Source organism: Vibrio sp. EJY3 (genome assembly GCF_000241385.1).
Taxonomy (GTDB): domain Bacteria; phylum Pseudomonadota; class Gammaproteobacteria; order Enterobacterales; family Vibrionaceae; genus Vibrio; species Vibrio natriegens.
In genome coordinates this window covers 3278901-3297076 of the sequence record NC_016613.1, presented here as the reverse complement: position 1 = coordinate 3297076, position 18176 = coordinate 3278901, and the positions used below count along the sequence as shown (strand labels likewise).

The 18176-nt window shown below is 48.3% G+C and carries 10 protein-coding genes, 4 tRNA genes, 3 rRNA genes and 1 pseudogene; 9 read left to right on the top strand and 9 right to left on the bottom strand.

The window, feature by feature from the left end; genetic code table 11:
- The first annotated feature begins 143 nt into the window (after nt 1-143).
- From zntR to VEJY3_RS14925, 9 genes are all read left to right on the top strand, one after another.
- Nucleotides 144-542 (top strand): Zn(2+)-responsive transcriptional regulator, encoded by a 399-nt coding sequence (gene zntR / locus VEJY3_RS14965; RefSeq protein ID WP_014233270.1) that lies wholly within the window; start codon nt 144-146, stop codon nt 540-542.
- Nucleotides 543-697: 155 nt separating this feature from the next.
- Nucleotides 698-2224 (top strand): lysine decarboxylation/transport transcriptional activator CadC, encoded by a 1527-nt coding sequence (cadC, locus tag VEJY3_RS14960; protein ID WP_014233269.1) that lies wholly within the window; start codon nt 698-700, stop codon nt 2222-2224.
- Nucleotides 2225-2899: 675 nt separating this feature from the next.
- Nucleotides 2900-4452, top strand: a 16S ribosomal RNA gene (locus tag VEJY3_RS14955).
- 91 nt (nt 4453-4543) lie between these two features.
- Nucleotides 4544-4619, top strand: a tRNA-Glu gene (locus tag VEJY3_RS14950).
- A 2-nt stretch (nt 4620-4621) separates the two neighbouring features.
- A tRNA-Lys gene (locus VEJY3_RS14945) sits at nt 4622-4697 on the top strand.
- Between the two features lie 30 nt (nt 4698-4727).
- Nucleotides 4728-4803, top strand: a tRNA-Val gene (locus VEJY3_RS14940).
- A gap of 356 nt (nt 4804-5159) precedes the next feature.
- Nucleotides 5160-8050: ribosomal RNA gene (locus VEJY3_RS14935) — 23S ribosomal RNA — on the top strand.
- Nucleotides 8051-8143: 93 nt separating this feature from the next.
- Nucleotides 8144-8260: ribosomal RNA gene (gene rrf / locus VEJY3_RS14930) — 5S ribosomal RNA — on the top strand.
- Together the 16S, 23S and 5S rRNA genes with 4 tRNA genes alongside form the textbook arrangement of a ribosomal RNA operon.
- A gap of 70 nt (nt 8261-8330) precedes the next feature.
- Nucleotides 8331-8421: transfer RNA gene (locus tag VEJY3_RS14925), tRNA-Ser, on the top strand.
- 140 nt (nt 8422-8561) lie between these two features.
- On the opposite strand, the pseudogene VEJY3_RS25995 reads toward VEJY3_RS14925, so the two are convergent.
- The 9 genes and pseudogenes from VEJY3_RS25995 to prmA form a co-directional block, all read right to left on the bottom strand.
- Nucleotides 8562-9224, bottom strand: a pseudogene (locus VEJY3_RS25995) (IS630 family transposase); the annotation flags it as partial.
- Nucleotides 9225-9336: 112 nt separating this feature from the next.
- Entirely contained in the window at nt 9337-12291 is a 2955-nt protein-coding gene (locus VEJY3_RS14915) for a collagen binding domain-containing protein (protein ID WP_237708166.1), read from the bottom strand.
- 4 nt (nt 12292-12295) lie between these two features.
- Nucleotides 12296-13141 carry a molecular chaperone gene (locus VEJY3_RS14910; protein ID WP_014233267.1) on the bottom strand — a complete coding sequence of 282 codons (846 nt, stop codon included), beginning with the start codon at nt 13139-13141 and terminating at the stop codon, nt 12296-12298.
- A 17-nt stretch (nt 13142-13158) separates the two neighbouring features.
- Nucleotides 13159-13626 (bottom strand): DUF4402 domain-containing protein, encoded by a 468-nt coding sequence (locus VEJY3_RS14905; protein ID WP_014233266.1) that lies wholly within the window; start codon nt 13624-13626, stop codon nt 13159-13161.
- A gap of 72 nt (nt 13627-13698) precedes the next feature.
- A complete protein-coding gene (locus VEJY3_RS14900; protein WP_014233265.1) occupies nt 13699-14313 on the bottom strand; it encodes a DUF4402 domain-containing protein in 615 nt (204 codons plus the stop codon).
- 188 nt (nt 14314-14501) lie between these two features.
- The gene (locus VEJY3_RS14895; protein ID WP_014233264.1) at nt 14502-15248 is read right to left on the bottom strand and encodes an SPOR domain-containing protein; all 747 of its coding nucleotides are present in this window, start codon (nt 15246-15248) and stop codon (nt 14502-14504) included.
- 574 nt (nt 15249-15822) lie between these two features.
- Nucleotides 15823-16119 carry a DNA-binding transcriptional regulator Fis gene (gene fis / locus VEJY3_RS14890; RefSeq protein WP_000462885.1) on the bottom strand — a complete coding sequence of 99 codons (297 nt, stop codon included), beginning with the start codon at nt 16117-16119 and terminating at the stop codon, nt 15823-15825.
- Nucleotides 16120-16142: 23 nt separating this feature from the next.
- Nucleotides 16143-17111 carry a tRNA dihydrouridine synthase DusB gene (gene dusB / locus VEJY3_RS14885; RefSeq protein ID WP_014233263.1) on the bottom strand — a complete coding sequence of 323 codons (969 nt, stop codon included), beginning with the start codon at nt 17109-17111 and terminating at the stop codon, nt 16143-16145.
- Nucleotides 17112-17250: 139 nt separating this feature from the next.
- Nucleotides 17251-18138, bottom strand: coding sequence for a 50S ribosomal protein L11 methyltransferase (gene prmA / locus VEJY3_RS14880; protein WP_014233262.1), 888 nt, complete (start codon nt 18136-18138; stop codon nt 17251-17253).
- Nucleotides 18139-18176: the final 38 nt, after the last annotated feature.

Genomic DNA, 18176 nt, shown 5'->3' with positions numbered 1-18176 from the left:
AAAACAGTCTCCACTATTTGATGGCGCGTATTCTAACCAATTTATTACAAAAAAGCTCGCGCAATCGTTTGGCATCTCAAAAATAATTGCAAAAAAGTCGATCTTTAGCTTTAAAAGTAACGAGATAGTTAATAAGGACAGTTATGTTTCAGATAGGTGAACTGGCGAAACGCTGTGGTGTGACCGCCGATACATTACGATTCTACGAAAAAAATGGGCTAATTAAGCCAGCGGGACGAAGTGAGTCAGGCTATCGACTCTATAATGAAGAGAATCAAAAGCAGGTTCGATTTATCCTCAAAGCCAAAGAGCTTGGTTTAAGTTTGGGTGAGATTAGAGATCTTCTGGAAATAAAACTAGAAGCGACAGAGCACAGCTGCGCCGAGGTTAAAGCGATTACTACTGCTAAGTTAGAGCTGGTGGATGAAAAAATTAATGAACTGACTAAAATTCGCCGAGCGCTCAAAAAGATTAATGATGCCTGCTGCGGCCATGTGGATGACGATGCGAGTCACTGCTCCATCTTAGCTGCGCTCGAGTAGCTGGCTTTTTATTCTGCCCAGATTGTATCTGAATTAGATGGTTTACTAGGAACCAGCCGCCCTCCACCCTATAATCCCTCCTCTTTATTTACGGTAAGAGATGGTGTCCTTGTCATTTCTGCTGCTTTACCTGGTAGATGTGAGAGTGTAATTACATGGTTGAAGTCTATTTTCAAATCAGCGATTGGGTGATGGACGTTGGTGAAAATAAGCTTTACCGAAAAGGTAGGGAAACCTCTGTCGAACCACGATTAAGTAACCTTCTATATTTCTTTGCTAAGAACGCGAACCAAGTGTTCACACGCAAAGAGTTAATACAGTCGGTCTGGGATAGGGCGGCTGTCACCGACCAAGTGGTGACTCAGTCTATCTCTGAGCTGCGTAAGTTATTGCGTGATAGTCGTGAAGAGAACCCCAGCTATGTCATCACAGTGCCCAAGCGAGGGTACAAACTCGTCGCTGAAGTCACACGCTTAACGGCAAAAGAGTTTATGCGCGTTAGTCGTGAGGACCTGCCTACTCTTATTGGAGAAGCAGATGGCTGTTACTCAAACGACGCTCAAGCACAACTTGCCACTGACTCAGATGCGGTTGGTGGGGAGTTTAAACAAAAACATCAAGGACGCTATTGGCGGAAGGGATTATTTAGCCTTCCTTTGATCGGTATTGTGGTTGCGATGATATTCACGTTTACCTTCAAGCAACCAGAAGCCAGTAATAACCCAAACAACGACATACATCTGATTGAATTCACGCTCCACAACAACGCCAGTCATACAGGTGTTAGCGATGACTTAGCTGACGGTATCACGAAAAAGTTAATGTCGGATGTGGCTCAGGTTAGTGACTATCGTGTGATGCAGAAGAACTCGTCATTAAATAGCGATGCGGAACCGGGTAAATCTGTGGTGGTGAAGATAAGGCAAAGCGATGTAGCCCGCTTATTAGAAATCGAGTATCGGACCAGTTTCTCTGATAAAGCGTTATTTCGTCGTTTATATACTTTGGCGGACCGTGATTTAAAGACGGTTTTACAGCAAGCGTCGCTGGGGATGATGACAATACTGAGTGTGCCCGACGCCAAACTGAAATCAACCATGCTGGTGGCTGGGCTTCCCATGACGCCCAAGGCACTAAAACTGTTTATTCAAGCGCATCATTATTTAAACATTTCGGCTGCTAATCAGTATCAGCATGGTATTGAGCTCATGGAAAACGTTTTAGACATTGAACCACACAATGCTTATGTCCAAGCTGAGTTGCTGATTGCCTACTATGTACAAAAAGCACTGTACCCTGAACAAGCTCAGAAAAAGAGACAGACCCAAGCTCTCCATGAGGCATTGGAAGTAGGTGCAAAAATGGCTATCGGTCAAATTCAGCCTCGTATTTACGAAGCGCTCGCTTTACATGAAACAGTTGCCGGTGATTTAGCGAAGGCAAAGCAATATCTAGCACAAGCTCTTCAGTTACGTGACTCCGTGCTTTCCAATGTTATTCGCGCTAAACATGCGGAGTTGGAGCAAGATATAGAGTCAGCGGATAAGTTCTATCGCCAAGCCCTCTATATAGATAGATCATTAAAGACGTACGTATTGTGTAAATCGCTAGTGTTTAAAAGTAACGTGAAGGTGGATGACACCAAGCATCAAGCCAATTTCCTCACAGTGAGTGATATTTAATAAACGAATGCTGATAACTATATAAGCCCTCCACTATTAGTGAGGGGCTTTTTTGTATCCCTAATGTCTACAGAAGGTATGCCGTGTAGTCATCGTGATTAACACTAAATGGCAAAAGTTTACGGTGATATCGAAAAAATCGGTGATAGAGGTATAAGTGAAAAGGAAAAAGTCGGCGCTTTTTCTAACAAGGGATGACCTCGATCAGCAGAAAAGATCCGATTTATCCAAGAAAATAGGCTGAATCGTTCTTTATTTGCGCAAAGTGTTTGTTGTTTGTTCGGTTGAAAGTTTTTTTGCAAAAAACGCTTGTGCTAATTTCTTAACTCCCTATACTGCGCATCCACCGACACGGAGTGAGACGAAAGTCACACAGCGAGTCGGAAATGAGAGAAAAAAGAAATTTGAAAAAATGCTTGACTCTCTCACGGTGCGGAGTAAGATACGCACCCCTAACGACGAGCAAATGAGTTGCTGGGTAAGTTAGAAAAGCTCTTTAAAAATAAGAACCTATCAATCTGTGTGGGCACTCGTTGATGATAATCCAATTAGAAACTTCGGTTTCAAATTAGGTTTCAATGATACGAAGTGACCATTGAATCTTCGGATTCAGCACAGTCAATTCAAACATTACTTTATGTAATGTTCAGTATTCATTGAGCCGAACAAAATCTTAAATTGAAGAGTTTGATCATGGCTCAGATTGAACGCTGGCGGCAGGCCTAACACATGCAAGTCGAGCGGAAACGAGTTAACTGAACCTTCGGGGGACGTTAACGGCGTCGAGCGGCGGACGGGTGAGTAATGCCTAGGAAATTGCCCTGATGTGGGGGATAACCATTGGAAACGATGGCTAATACCGCATGATGCCTACGGGCCAAAGAGGGGGACCTTCGGGCCTCTCGCGTCAGGATATGCCTAGGTGGGATTAGCTAGTTGGTGAGGTAAGGGCTCACCAAGGCGACGATCCCTAGCTGGTCTGAGAGGATGATCAGCCACACTGGAACTGAGACACGGTCCAGACTCCTACGGGAGGCAGCAGTGGGGAATATTGCACAATGGGCGCAAGCCTGATGCAGCCATGCCGCGTGTGTGAAGAAGGCCTTCGGGTTGTAAAGCACTTTCAGTCGTGAGGAAGGTTTATGCGTTAATAGCGTATAGATTTGACGTTAGCGACAGAAGAAGCACCGGCTAACTCCGTGCCAGCAGCCGCGGTAATACGGAGGGTGCGAGCGTTAATCGGAATTACTGGGCGTAAAGCGCATGCAGGTGGTTTGTTAAGTCAGATGTGAAAGCCCGGGGCTCAACCTCGGAATAGCATTTGAAACTGGCAGACTAGAGTACTGTAGAGGGGGGTAGAATTTCAGGTGTAGCGGTGAAATGCGTAGAGATCTGAAGGAATACCGGTGGCGAAGGCGGCCCCCTGGACAGATACTGACACTCAGATGCGAAAGCGTGGGGAGCAAACAGGATTAGATACCCTGGTAGTCCACGCCGTAAACGATGTCTACTTGGAGGTTGTGGCCTTGAGCCGTGGCTTTCGGAGCTAACGCGTTAAGTAGACCGCCTGGGGAGTACGGTCGCAAGATTAAAACTCAAATGAATTGACGGGGGCCCGCACAAGCGGTGGAGCATGTGGTTTAATTCGATGCAACGCGAAGAACCTTACCTACTCTTGACATCCAGAGAACTTTCCAGAGATGGATTGGTGCCTTCGGGAACTCTGAGACAGGTGCTGCATGGCTGTCGTCAGCTCGTGTTGTGAAATGTTGGGTTAAGTCCCGCAACGAGCGCAACCCTTATCCTTGTTTGCCAGCGAGTAATGTCGGGAACTCCAGGGAGACTGCCGGTGATAAACCGGAGGAAGGTGGGGACGACGTCAAGTCATCATGGCCCTTACGAGTAGGGCTACACACGTGCTACAATGGCGCATACAGAGGGCGGCCAACTTGCGAAAGTGAGCGAATCCCAAAAAGTGCGTCGTAGTCCGGATTGGAGTCTGCAACTCGACTCCATGAAGTCGGAATCGCTAGTAATCGTGGATCAGAATGCCACGGTGAATACGTTCCCGGGCCTTGTACACACCGCCCGTCACACCATGGGAGTGGGCTGCAAAAGAAGTAGGTAGTTTAACCTTCGGGGGGACGCTTACCACTTTGTGGTTCATGACTGGGGTGAAGTCGTAACAAGGTAGCGCTAGGGGAACCTGGCGCTGGATCACCTCCTTATACGATGATTATTCACGATGAGTGTCCACACAGATTGATATGGTTTATGAAGTTTAAGAGATAGAACATCCCCCAAGATGTTCAACTTAGTGTCCCGTTCGTCTAGAGGCCTAGGACACCGCCCTTTCACGGCGGTAACAGGGGTTCGACTCCCCTACGGGATACCATTGGGTCGTTAGCTCAGTTGGTAGAGCAGTTGACTTTTAATCAATTGGTCGCAGGTTCGAATCCTGCACGACCCACCATTCTTCTCCACGAAGAATTAAAACTTATGTGGGCGATTAGCTCAGTTGGGAGAGCACCTGCCTTACAAGCAGGGGGTCACTGGTTCGAGCCCGGTATCGCCCACCATTCTCTAAGCATTTTTGGAATAAAACATCCAAACCAGAGCAAGCAATTGATACTGGTTGGTATTTTTGACTCTGAAAGTCTTTAGAAAATGTACTTCCTTGTGAAGAAACATAGCTCTTTAACAATTTGGAAAGCTGACAAAATAATCTTTAAGATTATTTGTAAAGTTCTCAAAGTATTCATGTATTTGAATACAACTAAAAACACATTCAAGTGTTCTTGGAATTTGAGTCCGGCAAAATCGTAGTTTGGCTCTGCTTTTTAAAGCGGAAACAAACTAATGTCTCTCGCTCATTCAAATAATGAGAGACAACTTTGGTTGTTTAACATCAATTCGAAACTCCTTCGGGTTGTATGGTTAAGTGACTAAGCGTACACGGTGGATGCCTTGGCAGTCAGAGGCGATGAAGGACGTATTAACTTGCGATAAGCCCAGATTAGGCAGTAAAAGCCACTTGAGTCTGGGATTTCCGAATGGGGAAACCCACTTACATAAGTAAGTATCCTGTTGTGAATACATAGCAACAGGAGGCGAACCGGGGGAACTGAAACATCTAAGTACCCCGAGGAAAAGAAATCAACCGAGATTCCGAAAGTAGCGGCGAGCGAAATTGGACTAGCCCTTAAGCTTTACACATGTTAGACGAACGGTCTGGAAAGGCCGACGATACAGGGTGATAGTCCCGTAGTTGACGATGTGTGTTCAGTGAAATCGAGTAGGGCGGGACACGTGATATCCTGTCTGAATATGGGGGGACCATCCTCCAAGGCTAAATACTACTGACTGACCGATAGTGAACCAGTACCGTGAGGGAAAGGCGAAAAGAACCCCTGTGAGGGGAGTGAAATAGAACCTGAAACCGTGTACGTACAAGCAGTAGGAGCAGGCTTTGTCCTGTGACTGCGTACCTTTTGTATAATGGGTCAGCGACTTATATTCAGTGGCAAGGTTAACCATCTAGGGGAGCCGTAGGGAAACCGAGTCTTAACTGGGCGTTCAGTCTCTGGATATAGACCCGAAACCAGGTGATCTAGCCATGGGCAGGTTGAAGGTTGAGTAACATCAACTGGAGGACCGAACCGACTAATGTTGAAAAATTAGCGGATGACTTGTGGCTAGGGGTGAAAGGCCAATCAAACCTGGAGATAGCTGGTTCTCCCCGAAAGCTATTTAGGTAGCGCCTCGGACGAATACTACTGGGGGTAGAGCACTGTTAAGGCTAGGGGGTCATCCCGACTTACCAACCCTTTGCAAACTCCGAATACCAGTAAGTACTATCCGGGAGACACACGGCGGGTGCTAACGTCCGTCGTGGAGAGGGAAACAACCCAGACCGCCAGCTAAGGTCCCAAATTACTACTAAGTGGGAAACGATGTGGGAAGGCTCAGACAGCCAGGATGTTGGCTTAGAAGCAGCCATCATTTAAAGAAAGCGTAATAGCTCACTGGTCGAGTCGGCCTGCGCGGAAGATGTAACGGGGCTAAGTAGTAAACCGAAGCTGCGGCAATGCACTTTTGTGCATTGGGTAGGGGAGCGTTCTGTAAGCGGTTGAAGGTGTGTGGTAACGCATGCTGGACGTATCAGAAGTGCGAATGCTGACATGAGTAACGATAAAGGGGGTGAAAAACCTCCTCGCCGGAAGACCAAGGGTTCCTGTCCAACGTTAATCGGGGCAGGGTAAGTCGACCCCTAAGGCGAGGCCGAAAGGCGTAGTCGATGGGAAACGGGTTAATATTCCCGTACTTCTTACAATTGCGATGGGGGGACGGAGAAGGCTAGGTGGGCCTGGCGACGGTTGTCCAGGTTCAAGTGCGTAGGCTTGAGAGTTAGGTAAATCCGGCTCTTTTTAAGGCTGAGACACGACGTCGAGCTACTACGGTAGTGAAGTCATTGATGCCATGCTTCCAGGAAAAGCCTCTAAGCTTCAGATTGTAAGGAATCGTACCCCAAACCGACACAGGTGGTCGGGTAGAGAATACCAAGGCGCTTGAGAGAACTCGGGTGAAGGAACTAGGCAAAATGGTACCGTAACTTCGGGAGAAGGTACGCTCTCGACGGTGAAGTCCCTTGCGGATGGAGCTATTGAGAGTCGCAGATACCAGGTGGCTGCAACTGTTTATTAAAAACACAGCACTGTGCAAAATCGTAAGATGACGTATACGGTGTGACGCCTGCCCGGTGCCGGAAGGTTAATTGATGGGGTTAGACTTCGGTCGAAGCTCTTGATCGAAGCCCCGGTAAACGGCGGCCGTAACTATAACGGTCCTAAGGTAGCGAAATTCCTTGTCGGGTAAGTTCCGACCTGCACGAATGGCGTAATGATGGCCACGCTGTCTCCACCCGAGACTCAGTGAAATTGAAATCGCTGTGAAGATGCAGTGTACCCGCGGCTAGACGGAAAGACCCCGTGAACCTTTACTACAGCTTGGCACTGAACATTGACCCTACATGTGTAGGATAGGTGGGAGGCTTTGAAACAGGTACGCCAGTATCTGTGGAGCCGTCCTTGAAATACCACCCTTGTAGTGTTGATGTTCTAACGTTGACCCCTTATCGGGGTTGCGGACAGTGCCTGGTGGGTAGTTTGACTGGGGCGGTCTCCTCCCAAAGCGTAACGGAGGAGCACGAAGGTGGGCTAATCACGGTTGGACATCGTGAGGTTAGTGCAATGGCATAAGCCCGCTTGACTGCGAGAATGACAATTCGAGCAGGTGCGAAAGCAGGTCATAGTGATCCGGTGGTTCTGAATGGAAGGGCCATCGCTCAACGGATAAAAGGTACTCCGGGGATAACAGGCTGATACCGCCCAAGAGTTCATATCGACGGCGGTGTTTGGCACCTCGATGTCGGCTCATCACATCCTGGGGCTGAAGTCGGTCCCAAGGGTATGGCTGTTCGCCATTTAAAGTGGTACGCGAGCTGGGTTTAGAACGTCGTGAGACAGTTCGGTCCCTATCTGCCGTGGGCGTTGGAGAATTGAAAGGGGCTGCTCCTAGTACGAGAGGACCGGAGTGGACGAACCTCTGGTGTTCGGGTTGTGTCGCCAGACGCATTGCCCGGTAGCTAAGTTCGGGATCGATAACCGCTGAAAGCATCTAAGCGGGAAGCGAGCCTTGAGATGAGTTCTCCCTGATACTTTAAGTATCCTAAAGGGTTGTCGTAGACTACGACGTTGATAGGCAGGGTGTGTAAGCGTTGTGAGGCGTTGAGCTAACCTGTACTAATTGCCCGTGAGGCTTAACCATACAACACCCAAGGGGTTTTGATGGACTCAATGTAAGAACATTGAATGTGTAAGAACGAGAATTAAAAAACAGCTTTCCGAATTAAAGAATTTGCTTGGCGACCATAGCGTTTTGGACCCACCTGACTTCCATTCCGAACTCAGAAGTGAAACGAAATAGCGCCGATGGTAGTGTGGGGTTTCCCCATGTGAGAGTAGGACATCGCCAGGCTTTAAATATCGTTACCTGTGGAAACATGTAACAACATCATCAGTGTACTAATCTGAAGATGACAATTTGTGGAGAGATGGCTGAGTGGTTGAAAGCACCGGTCTTGAAAACCGGCATACGTTAATAGCGTATCTAGGGTTCAAATCCCTATCTCTCCGCCACTATTAAGAAGCCTCGCTAGAAATAGCGAGGCTTTTTTCATTTCTACACTGTCCTGAAAAATGTCTTCATGCGTTGAAGACAGTCGACGAGTTCAGGCAACTTCAACAAGCCCTTATACCACTTATACCAATCTGGAAAATTAACTGGTCAGGTTTATCCATCTTCTCGAGCACATTTTGGTGACTCTTTTGGAGCTATCCAAAAAATGATTCCATGCATCGCAGACTTTGGAGATGATATCGTCGTAATCAGTAAAAGATTGGTTGGGTAAATAGCGTTGCCTCAACCAACTCCATACTTGTTCGATAGGGTTTAGCTCTGGAGAATAGGGTGGAAGTTTGATGACACTGACATTCTTAAAGTCATTGGTAATGTCTTCTGTATGCCATCCTGCTCCATCCATAACAACGACGGCGTGACGTCCCTTTTCTGTGACTGCCGATATTGTTTTAAGTGCTCTATCATGATGTCTTTACTAACCCAAGGGACAACGATAGCCTCACCAATTCCTTTGCTGGGACCAACGGAACCGAACAGATAGGCATACTCAAATTGTTGTTGCTTCACGGCTCTTGGGCGAGTTCCTTTGTCAGCCCATAAACGTGTGGTCGTTTTTTGTTGCCCAAATCTGTCTTCGTCCTGAAACCAGACATCGACACACTCTAAAGCTATATGTCCTGGGATCTTAAGGATCGTTTCGATTTTGAATTTTTTTAAAATTGTCTTGTATTTGTTGAGATTGTTTGGGGTGTTTTGAGCGGGAAGTTATCCATGAAAAAACCATGTGGTCGAGCAGGTAATACCAATCCGGAAAATTAACTGGTCAGGGAGCAGGGTTCGATAAACAAACTCGATTTGCCATGGATGGCAAATCGAATCTCCATGAATGGGGTCATGCGTATTTGTGTCCGATGCTAAGAGCTTTTTTCTAATAGGAGCTCTGTGGTAGTAACCCGGCAGTTGATGCCTTGCTCCTGCAGACGGGTGCATTGGGACTGGGCCTGTGCTCTGTTCAGGTAGGTGCCCAGTTGTAACCTGAGGTGCTCGCTGCCTTCCCTAGCCACCTTAGAATAAGATGCCTGCGGCAATATATTGGCGTGCGAACGGTAGAGCAGGTGCCAGTAGGCCTTCATGGTTGTTTCCGAGCTAAACTCACCCAATGAAACCAGAAACGCTGGCTGGAAGCTCAGGGCAGCAAGACTGAAATCGTTGCCGCGCAACACATCGCCATCACCCTTTATCGTTACCTCGACGGCCGCAAGCGGATACAGTTTCTTATCCTCGATATACTGCTTATCGATCTCCACCCGGAACTTACCCGGCAACACATTCATAAAGAGGTAGAAGCCATCATATTCACTCTCCCCCCTCTGTACCACTTTACCCTGCTCGTCCAGCAGGACAAGTGGGGCATAGGCTGCCGGCTTTTCACCGCCATGACCATCCTCTAGGTAGACCATACCTTCGATTTCACCAGTGGTGACCACAGGTATATCCAGGGTCTCCACCAACCCCGGTCTGGGTGTAATCGAGATTCCGGGGCGACTGGGCATCCAGTAGGGGTCCTCCAGACTTCCTATCTCTAGTTCAATATCCGTGGTGCGATAAGCGGGCAGCCCACGCAAAAAAGCAATCCCCTTGTCATTAGTAGAAGCTCTGCGGTATACCTGGGTGCCTTTTACCTTGGCACCCACCACTGGCGGCTCATCTTGATCGTAGCGGCCGTTTAGGTTCAAGTCCTGAAATACGCGCACACTGATGGCACCGTTTTGCGCCAGGCGGCGGCGGTCTATATAAAGGTCACTTTCCTGAGGATCCCAGCCCAGGCTAAGTAGGGTGTTCAGGCCCAGAAACCATTCGCCGCGATCATCGTAGGAGAGGGTAGAGCTCAGATAAAACGTATCGGCTTTCCAGTTCAACCTCATATCCGCTTTATACCTTTCGGTTTGGGGCCAGTAGTTAATGCCAAACTCGCTGTTAAGGGAGGAGCTGAGGGCGCGACTGAACTCGGTATCCAGCTGGGTTAGCTCGGCTTCGGGCGATAGGCTATAGTCAGCCCCCAGCTCCCAGGTGAATGCTGAAAAGCGCTTACGCAACAAAGCGCTGCCGCTTTGCCAGTCCTCTGCCTCACCCACCTCAGGCTCGGTTCTTTGATAAGTAAAGCTGTTGCTCAGGTAAAAGGACGGCCGGTAGAGGCTGAGACGGTTTTGTAGCGAAAAGCTCGGTTGGTCGATATCGCCATAGCGGCGGCTAAATCCCTGCTCATAGTTGAGCGCAGTCTGCCGGCCCTGGAAAAGCGAGCCTGCCAGCGTCACATTGTCATTAAACTGACCATCATCAGCATTGTGCGAGAAATTCAGTGCATGTTTGCCCAAAAAGGTTTTCCCCCCCATCCGGTAGGCACCGTTGTTGTCAACTCCGGCCTGCATCAGCAGGCGGTCAAACAGGGAAAAACTAGCGTCTAAAGAGTAAGCTGCGTTATGTCTTTCCACCTTGGAAAAGGTTGCATCTAACAACAATTTGTCGCTAAGGCTTTTGCTATACTTGCCTGCCAGATGCCAGTCAGCAGTATTGGCGGCTGGCTCGTTGAGAAACAGACTGCCGGGCTGGGTAAGGGAGAGATCGAAATAGTGCTGCTTTTCTACCGTGCGGCTGTCTACTAGCACCTGCTTGGTCTTTTCCCGGATCTGGCCTTGCGGGCCGTAAAAGATCAGTCTAAGGGTGTTGTTGCCGTAGAGCAGCTCTATATCGTTAAACACATAGCGACCATCTGGCCCGGCGGTCAGCGCATTTATCAGTACATCATTACGGTAAAGCTCTACATCCCAGCCGGGCTGAATATCTCCCTGCAAATCCAGAGTGTCTAACTCGGTATTGCCCGTCAGTGGCCTGTTGCTAAAACTCATTCCCCGTTCCTGGCCGCTGGCACCGGCTACTGGTACAACATCGCCAAAGCGGTATTGGGTAGCGTTTACGGGACCCAATAGGCCGCCCTCAAGCGAGGTTTTTCCCAACGTCAGGCGCGCATAGTCCAGTTCATTTTCCGAGCCGCCGCCAAGGTAATACTGACTGCTAAAAAAGCCCAAATCATGGCGACCCAAGGCAGAATAGCCGAAGTTGACATCTTTTCCTGAATAGGTGGCGTTGGTGCTGATATCCAACAGGGGCGCGGACAACAGTTCGTGACCGCTTTTGCGTAGTGGTAAAGCCGGCTTGGTGCTGGTTGTTTTTGTCCTGCTTTTTTGTCTCTGTTTGCGCGTCAGAGCTGCCTGGATCGGCAGGGGTTGCTCTGGCTTAAGCACCAACATCATAGCACCGAAGTCAAATGTCATTTTGATATTAAACCAGCGGTCGAGATCGTCGGCATGAATATAGAGGTCGTCCGGCAGGATCTGAAAGTGTGAGGCCGGCAGATGGTAGGTAACCCCGTTTGCCTCGGCTTTAGCCTGACTGTCGGCGGCAGTTTGCTCACCATCCTTTTCGGGCAGGTTCAGGCTAAAGCTCTGGTCCTCATTGATATACCAGCCAGCGGCCGCCGATGTTTCGTTGTCCAGCTCAATGGCGAAATCTAAAAGATCGACAAATTGGCCAAAGGCGATAAGGGCGCTATCTTTATGCTTGATGGCAAACAGATCGCCGATCACCAGATCGTCGATGCGCACCTCCAGTATCAGCTCTTCACCATCGGCGATGCCCCGACCATCATCTGTCGTTGGAGCGTCGGCAGGCATCAGTCCAAAATCTGGTTCCTGATATTTGTGGTTGATCGTTCGGATCAACTCAAACAGTTCTGACTGGGCAATAGCGGGCGTGCAGACAGGCCAAAGCAAGCCCAGCAGCAGCCACTTACACGGATGGTACAGGGACATAAAGTTAAGGTGCTAATTGGTAGTCGCTGATGGTCAGTTGTTGCTCTGCCAGAACTCGGCCTCCGAACTCGTCGTCTCCCTCATAAATCAGACGCAGCGTGCCGTCCTGCGCAATGGGATCGTGAAAGGGCAGACTAATCACGCGTTGTTTGTTTTCATGGAAAACTGCAACGTTGTTAAGGGTAGCCACATGGCGCTCTTCGACACCGTCATACGAGCGCCAGAAGGCTTTCAGGCTACCGAAGGTGCTGTGCAGACCGGAGCGGTTAAGGGCAAAGGTTAACCCATCTGGCTTGGCACTACCGGCATCCCGGTAGAGCGCCACCGTGCCAAACTCCGCAGTGGCGTCCAAGCCGCCGGCACGTATGATCACCGGAATGGAAAAGCTCAGCCGTAGGTTTAACTGAATACCCACGCCCTCGGTTTGCTTGCGTTCCTTATTGCCGGGCAGAGCGGCAAGCAGCAGGTGGGAGCGATACTCCCCGGGTGCAAGATCCTTAGGTCGGCGCACCGCGATGCGAACTTGCTGGCGCTCGCCTGGGCCGAGCGTTACCTGTCTGGGGCTAAATCTCAGCATGCTGCTGGCAATATTAAAGCTGGCTAACTCTTCCTCGCTTAGCGCCTGGTAGCGGCCGTCGGGTAATTGCTTTTGCTGCTGAAACTCCAGTCGGTAGGTCTTGGTCTCGCTGCTGGTATTCATCAAAAAGACCTTAGAACTGCGTTCTCTCTCGGCAAAGCTTAATCGGGTCGGCGAGATCAAAAGGCTGGCGCTGGCGTTGCTGGCAAGTAAAACTGGCAGCAGCAAGGTGGCGAGCAGGGACAGGGTTTTTCTGCTAATTATCAACAGCATGGAATTCCTAAACTTTATTAATGGGTGATATGTAGAGTTATATGGGGATTAGTGTATTTGGCGTCCAGGTAGTAGCCTGTACCTGAGGTGGCCAGGGTAGCGCCAACCCATACCCGCGCCTCGCCCTTAGTGTTTGTTCTGACCCAGGGCTTGACGTTTAATTGCTTAATGGTGAAGCGGCTACCAGCGTTGCCGCCGTGGCTCAGGCTTTTGGCACCCTCCGGCAGACTGGTCGTGATATGGAGGTAACTGCCTGCCTGAAAACCGGAAAGCAGAAACTCGGCCGGGTGACCTTGCTCAATAACCACGATATTGGTGTCATACTTTCGTGAGCCGTCCGGGTTAATCTGGTAGTTATAGATATTGTCGTTGTTGCGCAGTGCAATAACCCCGAAGTCAAGCGGCTTAACCTGAGTGATCTCCCCAGCCCAGGCTCCCCCGGCGAGCAGACATATTGCCAGCGCCGATAACAAGCGGTTACACATGACTTTTCCAATAAACTATTGAACTGGTTAATTTAACAGAGGCAAGCCGGTAAGCCGGCTCGCTCCTTTGCTTTAGTATTTAATGGTCAAGTCATATGTACCGCTGTATACAGCATCGTCATAAGAAGCATCTCCCGCTTTTTGGGTGTTCAAGGTTGCACCTACCAGTAATACCAGGTTGCCGTTCTCATCTGTTCTGGCTTTTCCTGCACCAGTAGCACTATCTAACTCAACCGCTTGATCATTGGCATAAGCTGTAAATTTACCTAGGGTAAACTTCAGTGATTCCGGCGCTGCGTTTTCCATTTTCAACTCGATAGTATCAGCATCTTTCGGCAACGTGATATTCAGGTTGGTATACCTAGCCGCGTTGCTCACCGTAAAGGTACCTGGCGATACATTGGTTTTGTCAATTGGGGTGATGCTGCCGGAATCAGCAGCAGCTGTTGCTGTCACCTCACCAGTGCTGGGATCTAATACCAGTGTGGCGACATTTGTATTATCGCTACCAGCTACTGCCGCGATGGTGCCGAAGTTAAGCGAAGCCGTTTCGACGATATCCAGAGTATTTCTGACCTCGACCGATGCTGTTCCCTTGCCGTTAAACTCAGGTGCTACGCCCTCAGCGTAGGCAGAGCTGGCAAATACGGCCAGTGCGGCATAAGCCAGTTTTTTGTTATTTTTCAATGTTAACTCCTTTTGTTTCCAAGATAAGCGGGCGGCTCAGTGCCACCGTTAGATTATTCAATCAAGAGAACTTACTAAACCAATAGACGTGGGCGTATCGTTTAAGCACGGCCAATAAGCGTAGGGGCAGGGTTAACCAATCAGCTATCCTTTAACCTTACTGTCAGCACATACTTACGCCGGTTGATTTACTTCATATACGCGATATTTTGTTCATCAGACAAAGGCTTGCCGGTCAGCGGCCTCACCATACAGTCCAGCCCGTCGGTCTTAAGTTGCCGACACAATGCTTGTGCTGTCACCTTGTCCTTTACAGGGCCGGCAAGTAGACGATAAAGCCTCTCCTTTTTTGGCCCGATATAAACGGGTGTTAGATAAAAGCGTTTGTCTGACAGAAGTTCAGGCGACTTCTTCACCAGTTTCCTTTTATTTGACTCGATATATTGAAGCCATCTATAGGTGCCAACTTGTAATGCATATTGTTGGGTTTTAGGCTGAGCGTCTTTCTCTTTCTTAGCTGAAGCCTTGATTGCTTTATCGCCTGCATCGGCCATTGCCATCAACTTATGATCTTTTACTTCAGGGAGGATCTTATTTGGCGCTGGCTTAGGAGTAGAGGAAGCCATTTTATCCAACTGGCCAATCAGATTTTTAAAGTCCGACTCCAACGCGGCCAACCGGTTAATGCCTGGGCGGTATTGCTCCCACTCCGTATTTTGTTGATCAAGACGATCTCTCAATTCTTCGACTTGTGCTTGAATAGCCTGGTACTCAGATGTGTTTGTGGGTTTACTGGTTGCACAGGAAGCCAGTAATAGACAACAGCCAACGATTAACAACTTTGATATCGCTGTGCTTGTATATGGACCTTGAACGGTATTCGACCGACAACCTTGCCTTGTAAGCTTATTATTGGATGCCTTAATTATTTGCACGCATTATACCTAGAAGACAACTTATTGATATTTATAATATGATGCGGAGTTTAATCAAGGGGGTAAAACTAATCAATAGCTAAGAACAAGATTACGCGATGGGGTTAAAATAACATTCAAGCAACTTATGGCTGTTTCCCTACAACGCTATCTTCTATGAGGAAAGTGTGATATTTGCTCTCCGGTGGGTAGAAAACAACAGTACATTAAATGGCTAGCTGGAATAGCACGTGCAATACCTTTTCTGGGACAGGCTAGGCATGCTCACATTAAGAAACTTGGCAATTTGGGGGCGTGAGTGTCGCTCGTTGAAATGAGCAAGGGCAGGCTAGTCGCATGAGTGAACTTGCTATTAAGCACAGTTGGGGAGGGGCATTGAATGGCCAACATAAATAGCATGATGGCTTTGCAAGAGTTGAGTCTTTATTTTTAAGCACTCGTTATCGAGAGCTTATGTATCTCGAGGCTATCCACGCCTGAGAGGCTAATGTGAAATGTTTCTATCTGGCAGATAAAGAAAAGCCGCGACCCAAAAAGGTAGCGGCTTGTTCTATAACAATTTTTAATTACGGTCTTAGTTCATGCCGTATTTTTTAAGTTTCTTGCGAAGAGTACCGCGGTTGATACCCATCATAGTTGCTGCGCGAGTTTGGTTACCGCGAGTGTATTGCATGATGGTATCTAGTAGTGGCTGTTCAACTTCAGCTAGAACTAATTCGTATAGCTCTGTTACTTCCTGGCCGTTTAGTTGAGCAAGGTAGTTTTTAAGAGATGCTTTAACAGAGTCACGTAAAGGCTTTTGAGTAATCTGGTCTTGTGACGTTACTGTAGTTACTGTTAATGCTTCTGAAGTCAGATTTTGTTCGAACATATTCGGTCTAGCTCTTCTCTTAATTATGATGCAACGTTATCAAAATAACCTTCTAACGCCTCTATTTGCAGCGGGGCTGCATCGATAGCGTTGAAGGTACGGCGAAACTCACTCGCTTGCTCATGCTCTTTTAGGTACCAACCAACGTGCTTACGCGCGATACGTGGGCCTAAGTACTCTCCATAAAATTCATGCAGAGCATTCACATGGCCAAGCATAATGGTTTTCACTTCCTCTACAGGAAGCTCATCCATCGTGGTGCCGTTTTCCAAATAGTGATGGATTTCCTGGAAAATCCAAGGACGACCTTGGGCAGGGCGTCCAATCATTAAAGCGTCCGCACCGGTGTACTCCAGTACAAATTTGGCTTTCTCCGGGCTATCGATATCACCGTTCGCGATAACCGGAATTGAAATAGCCTCTTTTACCGCTTTAATGCTGTCGTATTCGGCCTCACCTTTGTACATACATGCTTTTGTTCTACCGTGTAGTGCAAGAGCCTGTATGCCGCAGTCTTCGGCTAATTTAGCGATTTGGAGACAGTTTTTGTTTTCTGTATCCCAGCCAGTTCGGGTCTTCAACGTTACAGGAACGTCAACAGCATTCACTACCGCTTTCAAAATCTCTTCGATAATGTTTGGGTACTGAAGCAGTGCAGAGCCCGCTAGCTTCTTATTCACTTTCTTTGCTGGGCAACCCATGTTGATGTCGATGATTTGCGCACCGTTTTCAACACTAAATTGAGCTGCATCCGCCATAAGCTGTGGATCGGAACCGGCAATCTGTACAGAGCGAATGCCCGATTCGCCTTCATGCACCATGCGCTGTTTCGACTTCGACGTTTTCCATAGCTTTGGGTTGGCAGACATCATTTCACTGACGGCCATTCCCGCACCATAACGAAGACACAACTCGCGAAACGGTCTATCCGTTACACCAGCCATAGGGGCTACGATTAGATTGTTCTTAAGTTGATAGTTTCCGATTCTCAAAACGTCATCACAGTTCTGTACCAGCAAGGGCGCGCATTTTACGCATTTTTTTACTGCGTGAAAAGACTAATATTTGAGCATTTACAAATTGTTTTTGTAAATTGTATGAATTTCAAACAATTAGCCGTCAAATCCTTGTCTAGCCTTGCTTACGACCAGAGATGCGACACCACTCTTTTTGCTCAACGATAGGATCTATGTGAAGCTCATCACGGTAGTAGTTAGCCACATCTTCTGCTTGGGTATCTAAAACGCCCGACATCGCAAGGTCACCATTTGGCTTCACCAGACCTTTAATGACAGGAGCAAGTTCACGTAAAGGACCGGCTAGAATATTGGCAACGACCACATCAGCGAGCAGGCCTTCAGGTTGATTTTGTGGTAAGTAAACTTCAAGTTGATCGGCAACGCCGTTACGCTCTGCGTTGTCGCGAGAGGCTTGTAGAGCTTGAGGATCAATGTCGATCCCGATGACTTTCTCTGCGCCTAGTTTGATCGCAGCGATCGCCAGAATGCCAGAGCCACAGCCGAAGTCGATAACTGTCTTACCCGTCAGGTCCAGACCTTCTAGCCATTCCAGACAAAGTGCTGTCGTTGGGTGAGTACCTGTACCGAATGCGAGGCCAGGATCAAGCATAACGTTTACTGCGTCTGGCTCAGGAACGTCACGCCAGCTAGGACAAATCCATAGGCGCTCACCAAATTTCATTGGGTGGAAGTTTTCCATCCACTCACGTTCCCAGTCTTTGTCTTCCAGCTGTTCTACTTTATAAGCAAAATTGTCTGCAAGCATGTTACTTGCTTTGATTTGGTCGATGATGAAGTTGGTATCGGCTTCTGCATCGTACAGTGCCAGAATGTCAGTATCGCCCCATAAGCGAGTTTCGCCAGGAAGAGGTTCGAATACAGGCGTATCTTGCGCGTCTAGGAAAGTTACAGACAGCGCTCCAGTCTCTTCCATTAGCATGTCGCCGATTTGCTCAGCGTTTTCATTGGTCGCGTTGAGTTTGATTTGAATCCAAGGCATTGGTTTTTGCTCTTACAGTAAATGAAGTGGCGCAGAGT

Excerpts from the sequence above, each read along its gene's own strand:
- zntR (WP_014233270.1), top strand. The coding sequence starts at position 144 with ATGTTTCAGATAGGTGAACTGGCGAAACGCTGTGGTGTGACCGCCGAT.
- cadC (WP_014233269.1), top strand. The coding sequence starts at position 698 with ATGGTTGAAGTCTATTTTCAAATCAGCGATTGGGTGATGGACGTTGGT.
- VEJY3_RS14915 (WP_237708166.1), bottom strand. The coding sequence starts at position 12,291 with ATGTCCCTGTACCATCCGTGTAAGTGGCTGCTGCTGGGCTTGCTTTGG.
- VEJY3_RS14910 (WP_014233267.1), bottom strand. The coding sequence starts at position 13,141 with ATGCTGTTGATAATTAGCAGAAAAACCCTGTCCCTGCTCGCCACCTTG.
- VEJY3_RS14905 (WP_014233266.1), bottom strand. The coding sequence starts at position 13,626 with ATGTGTAACCGCTTGTTATCGGCGCTGGCAATATGTCTGCTCGCCGGG.
- fis (WP_000462885.1), bottom strand. The coding sequence starts at position 16,119 with ATGTTCGAACAAAATCTGACTTCAGAAGCATTAACAGTAACTACAGTA.
- prmA (WP_014233262.1), bottom strand. The coding sequence starts at position 18,138 with ATGCCTTGGATTCAAATCAAACTCAACGCGACCAATGAAAACGCTGAG.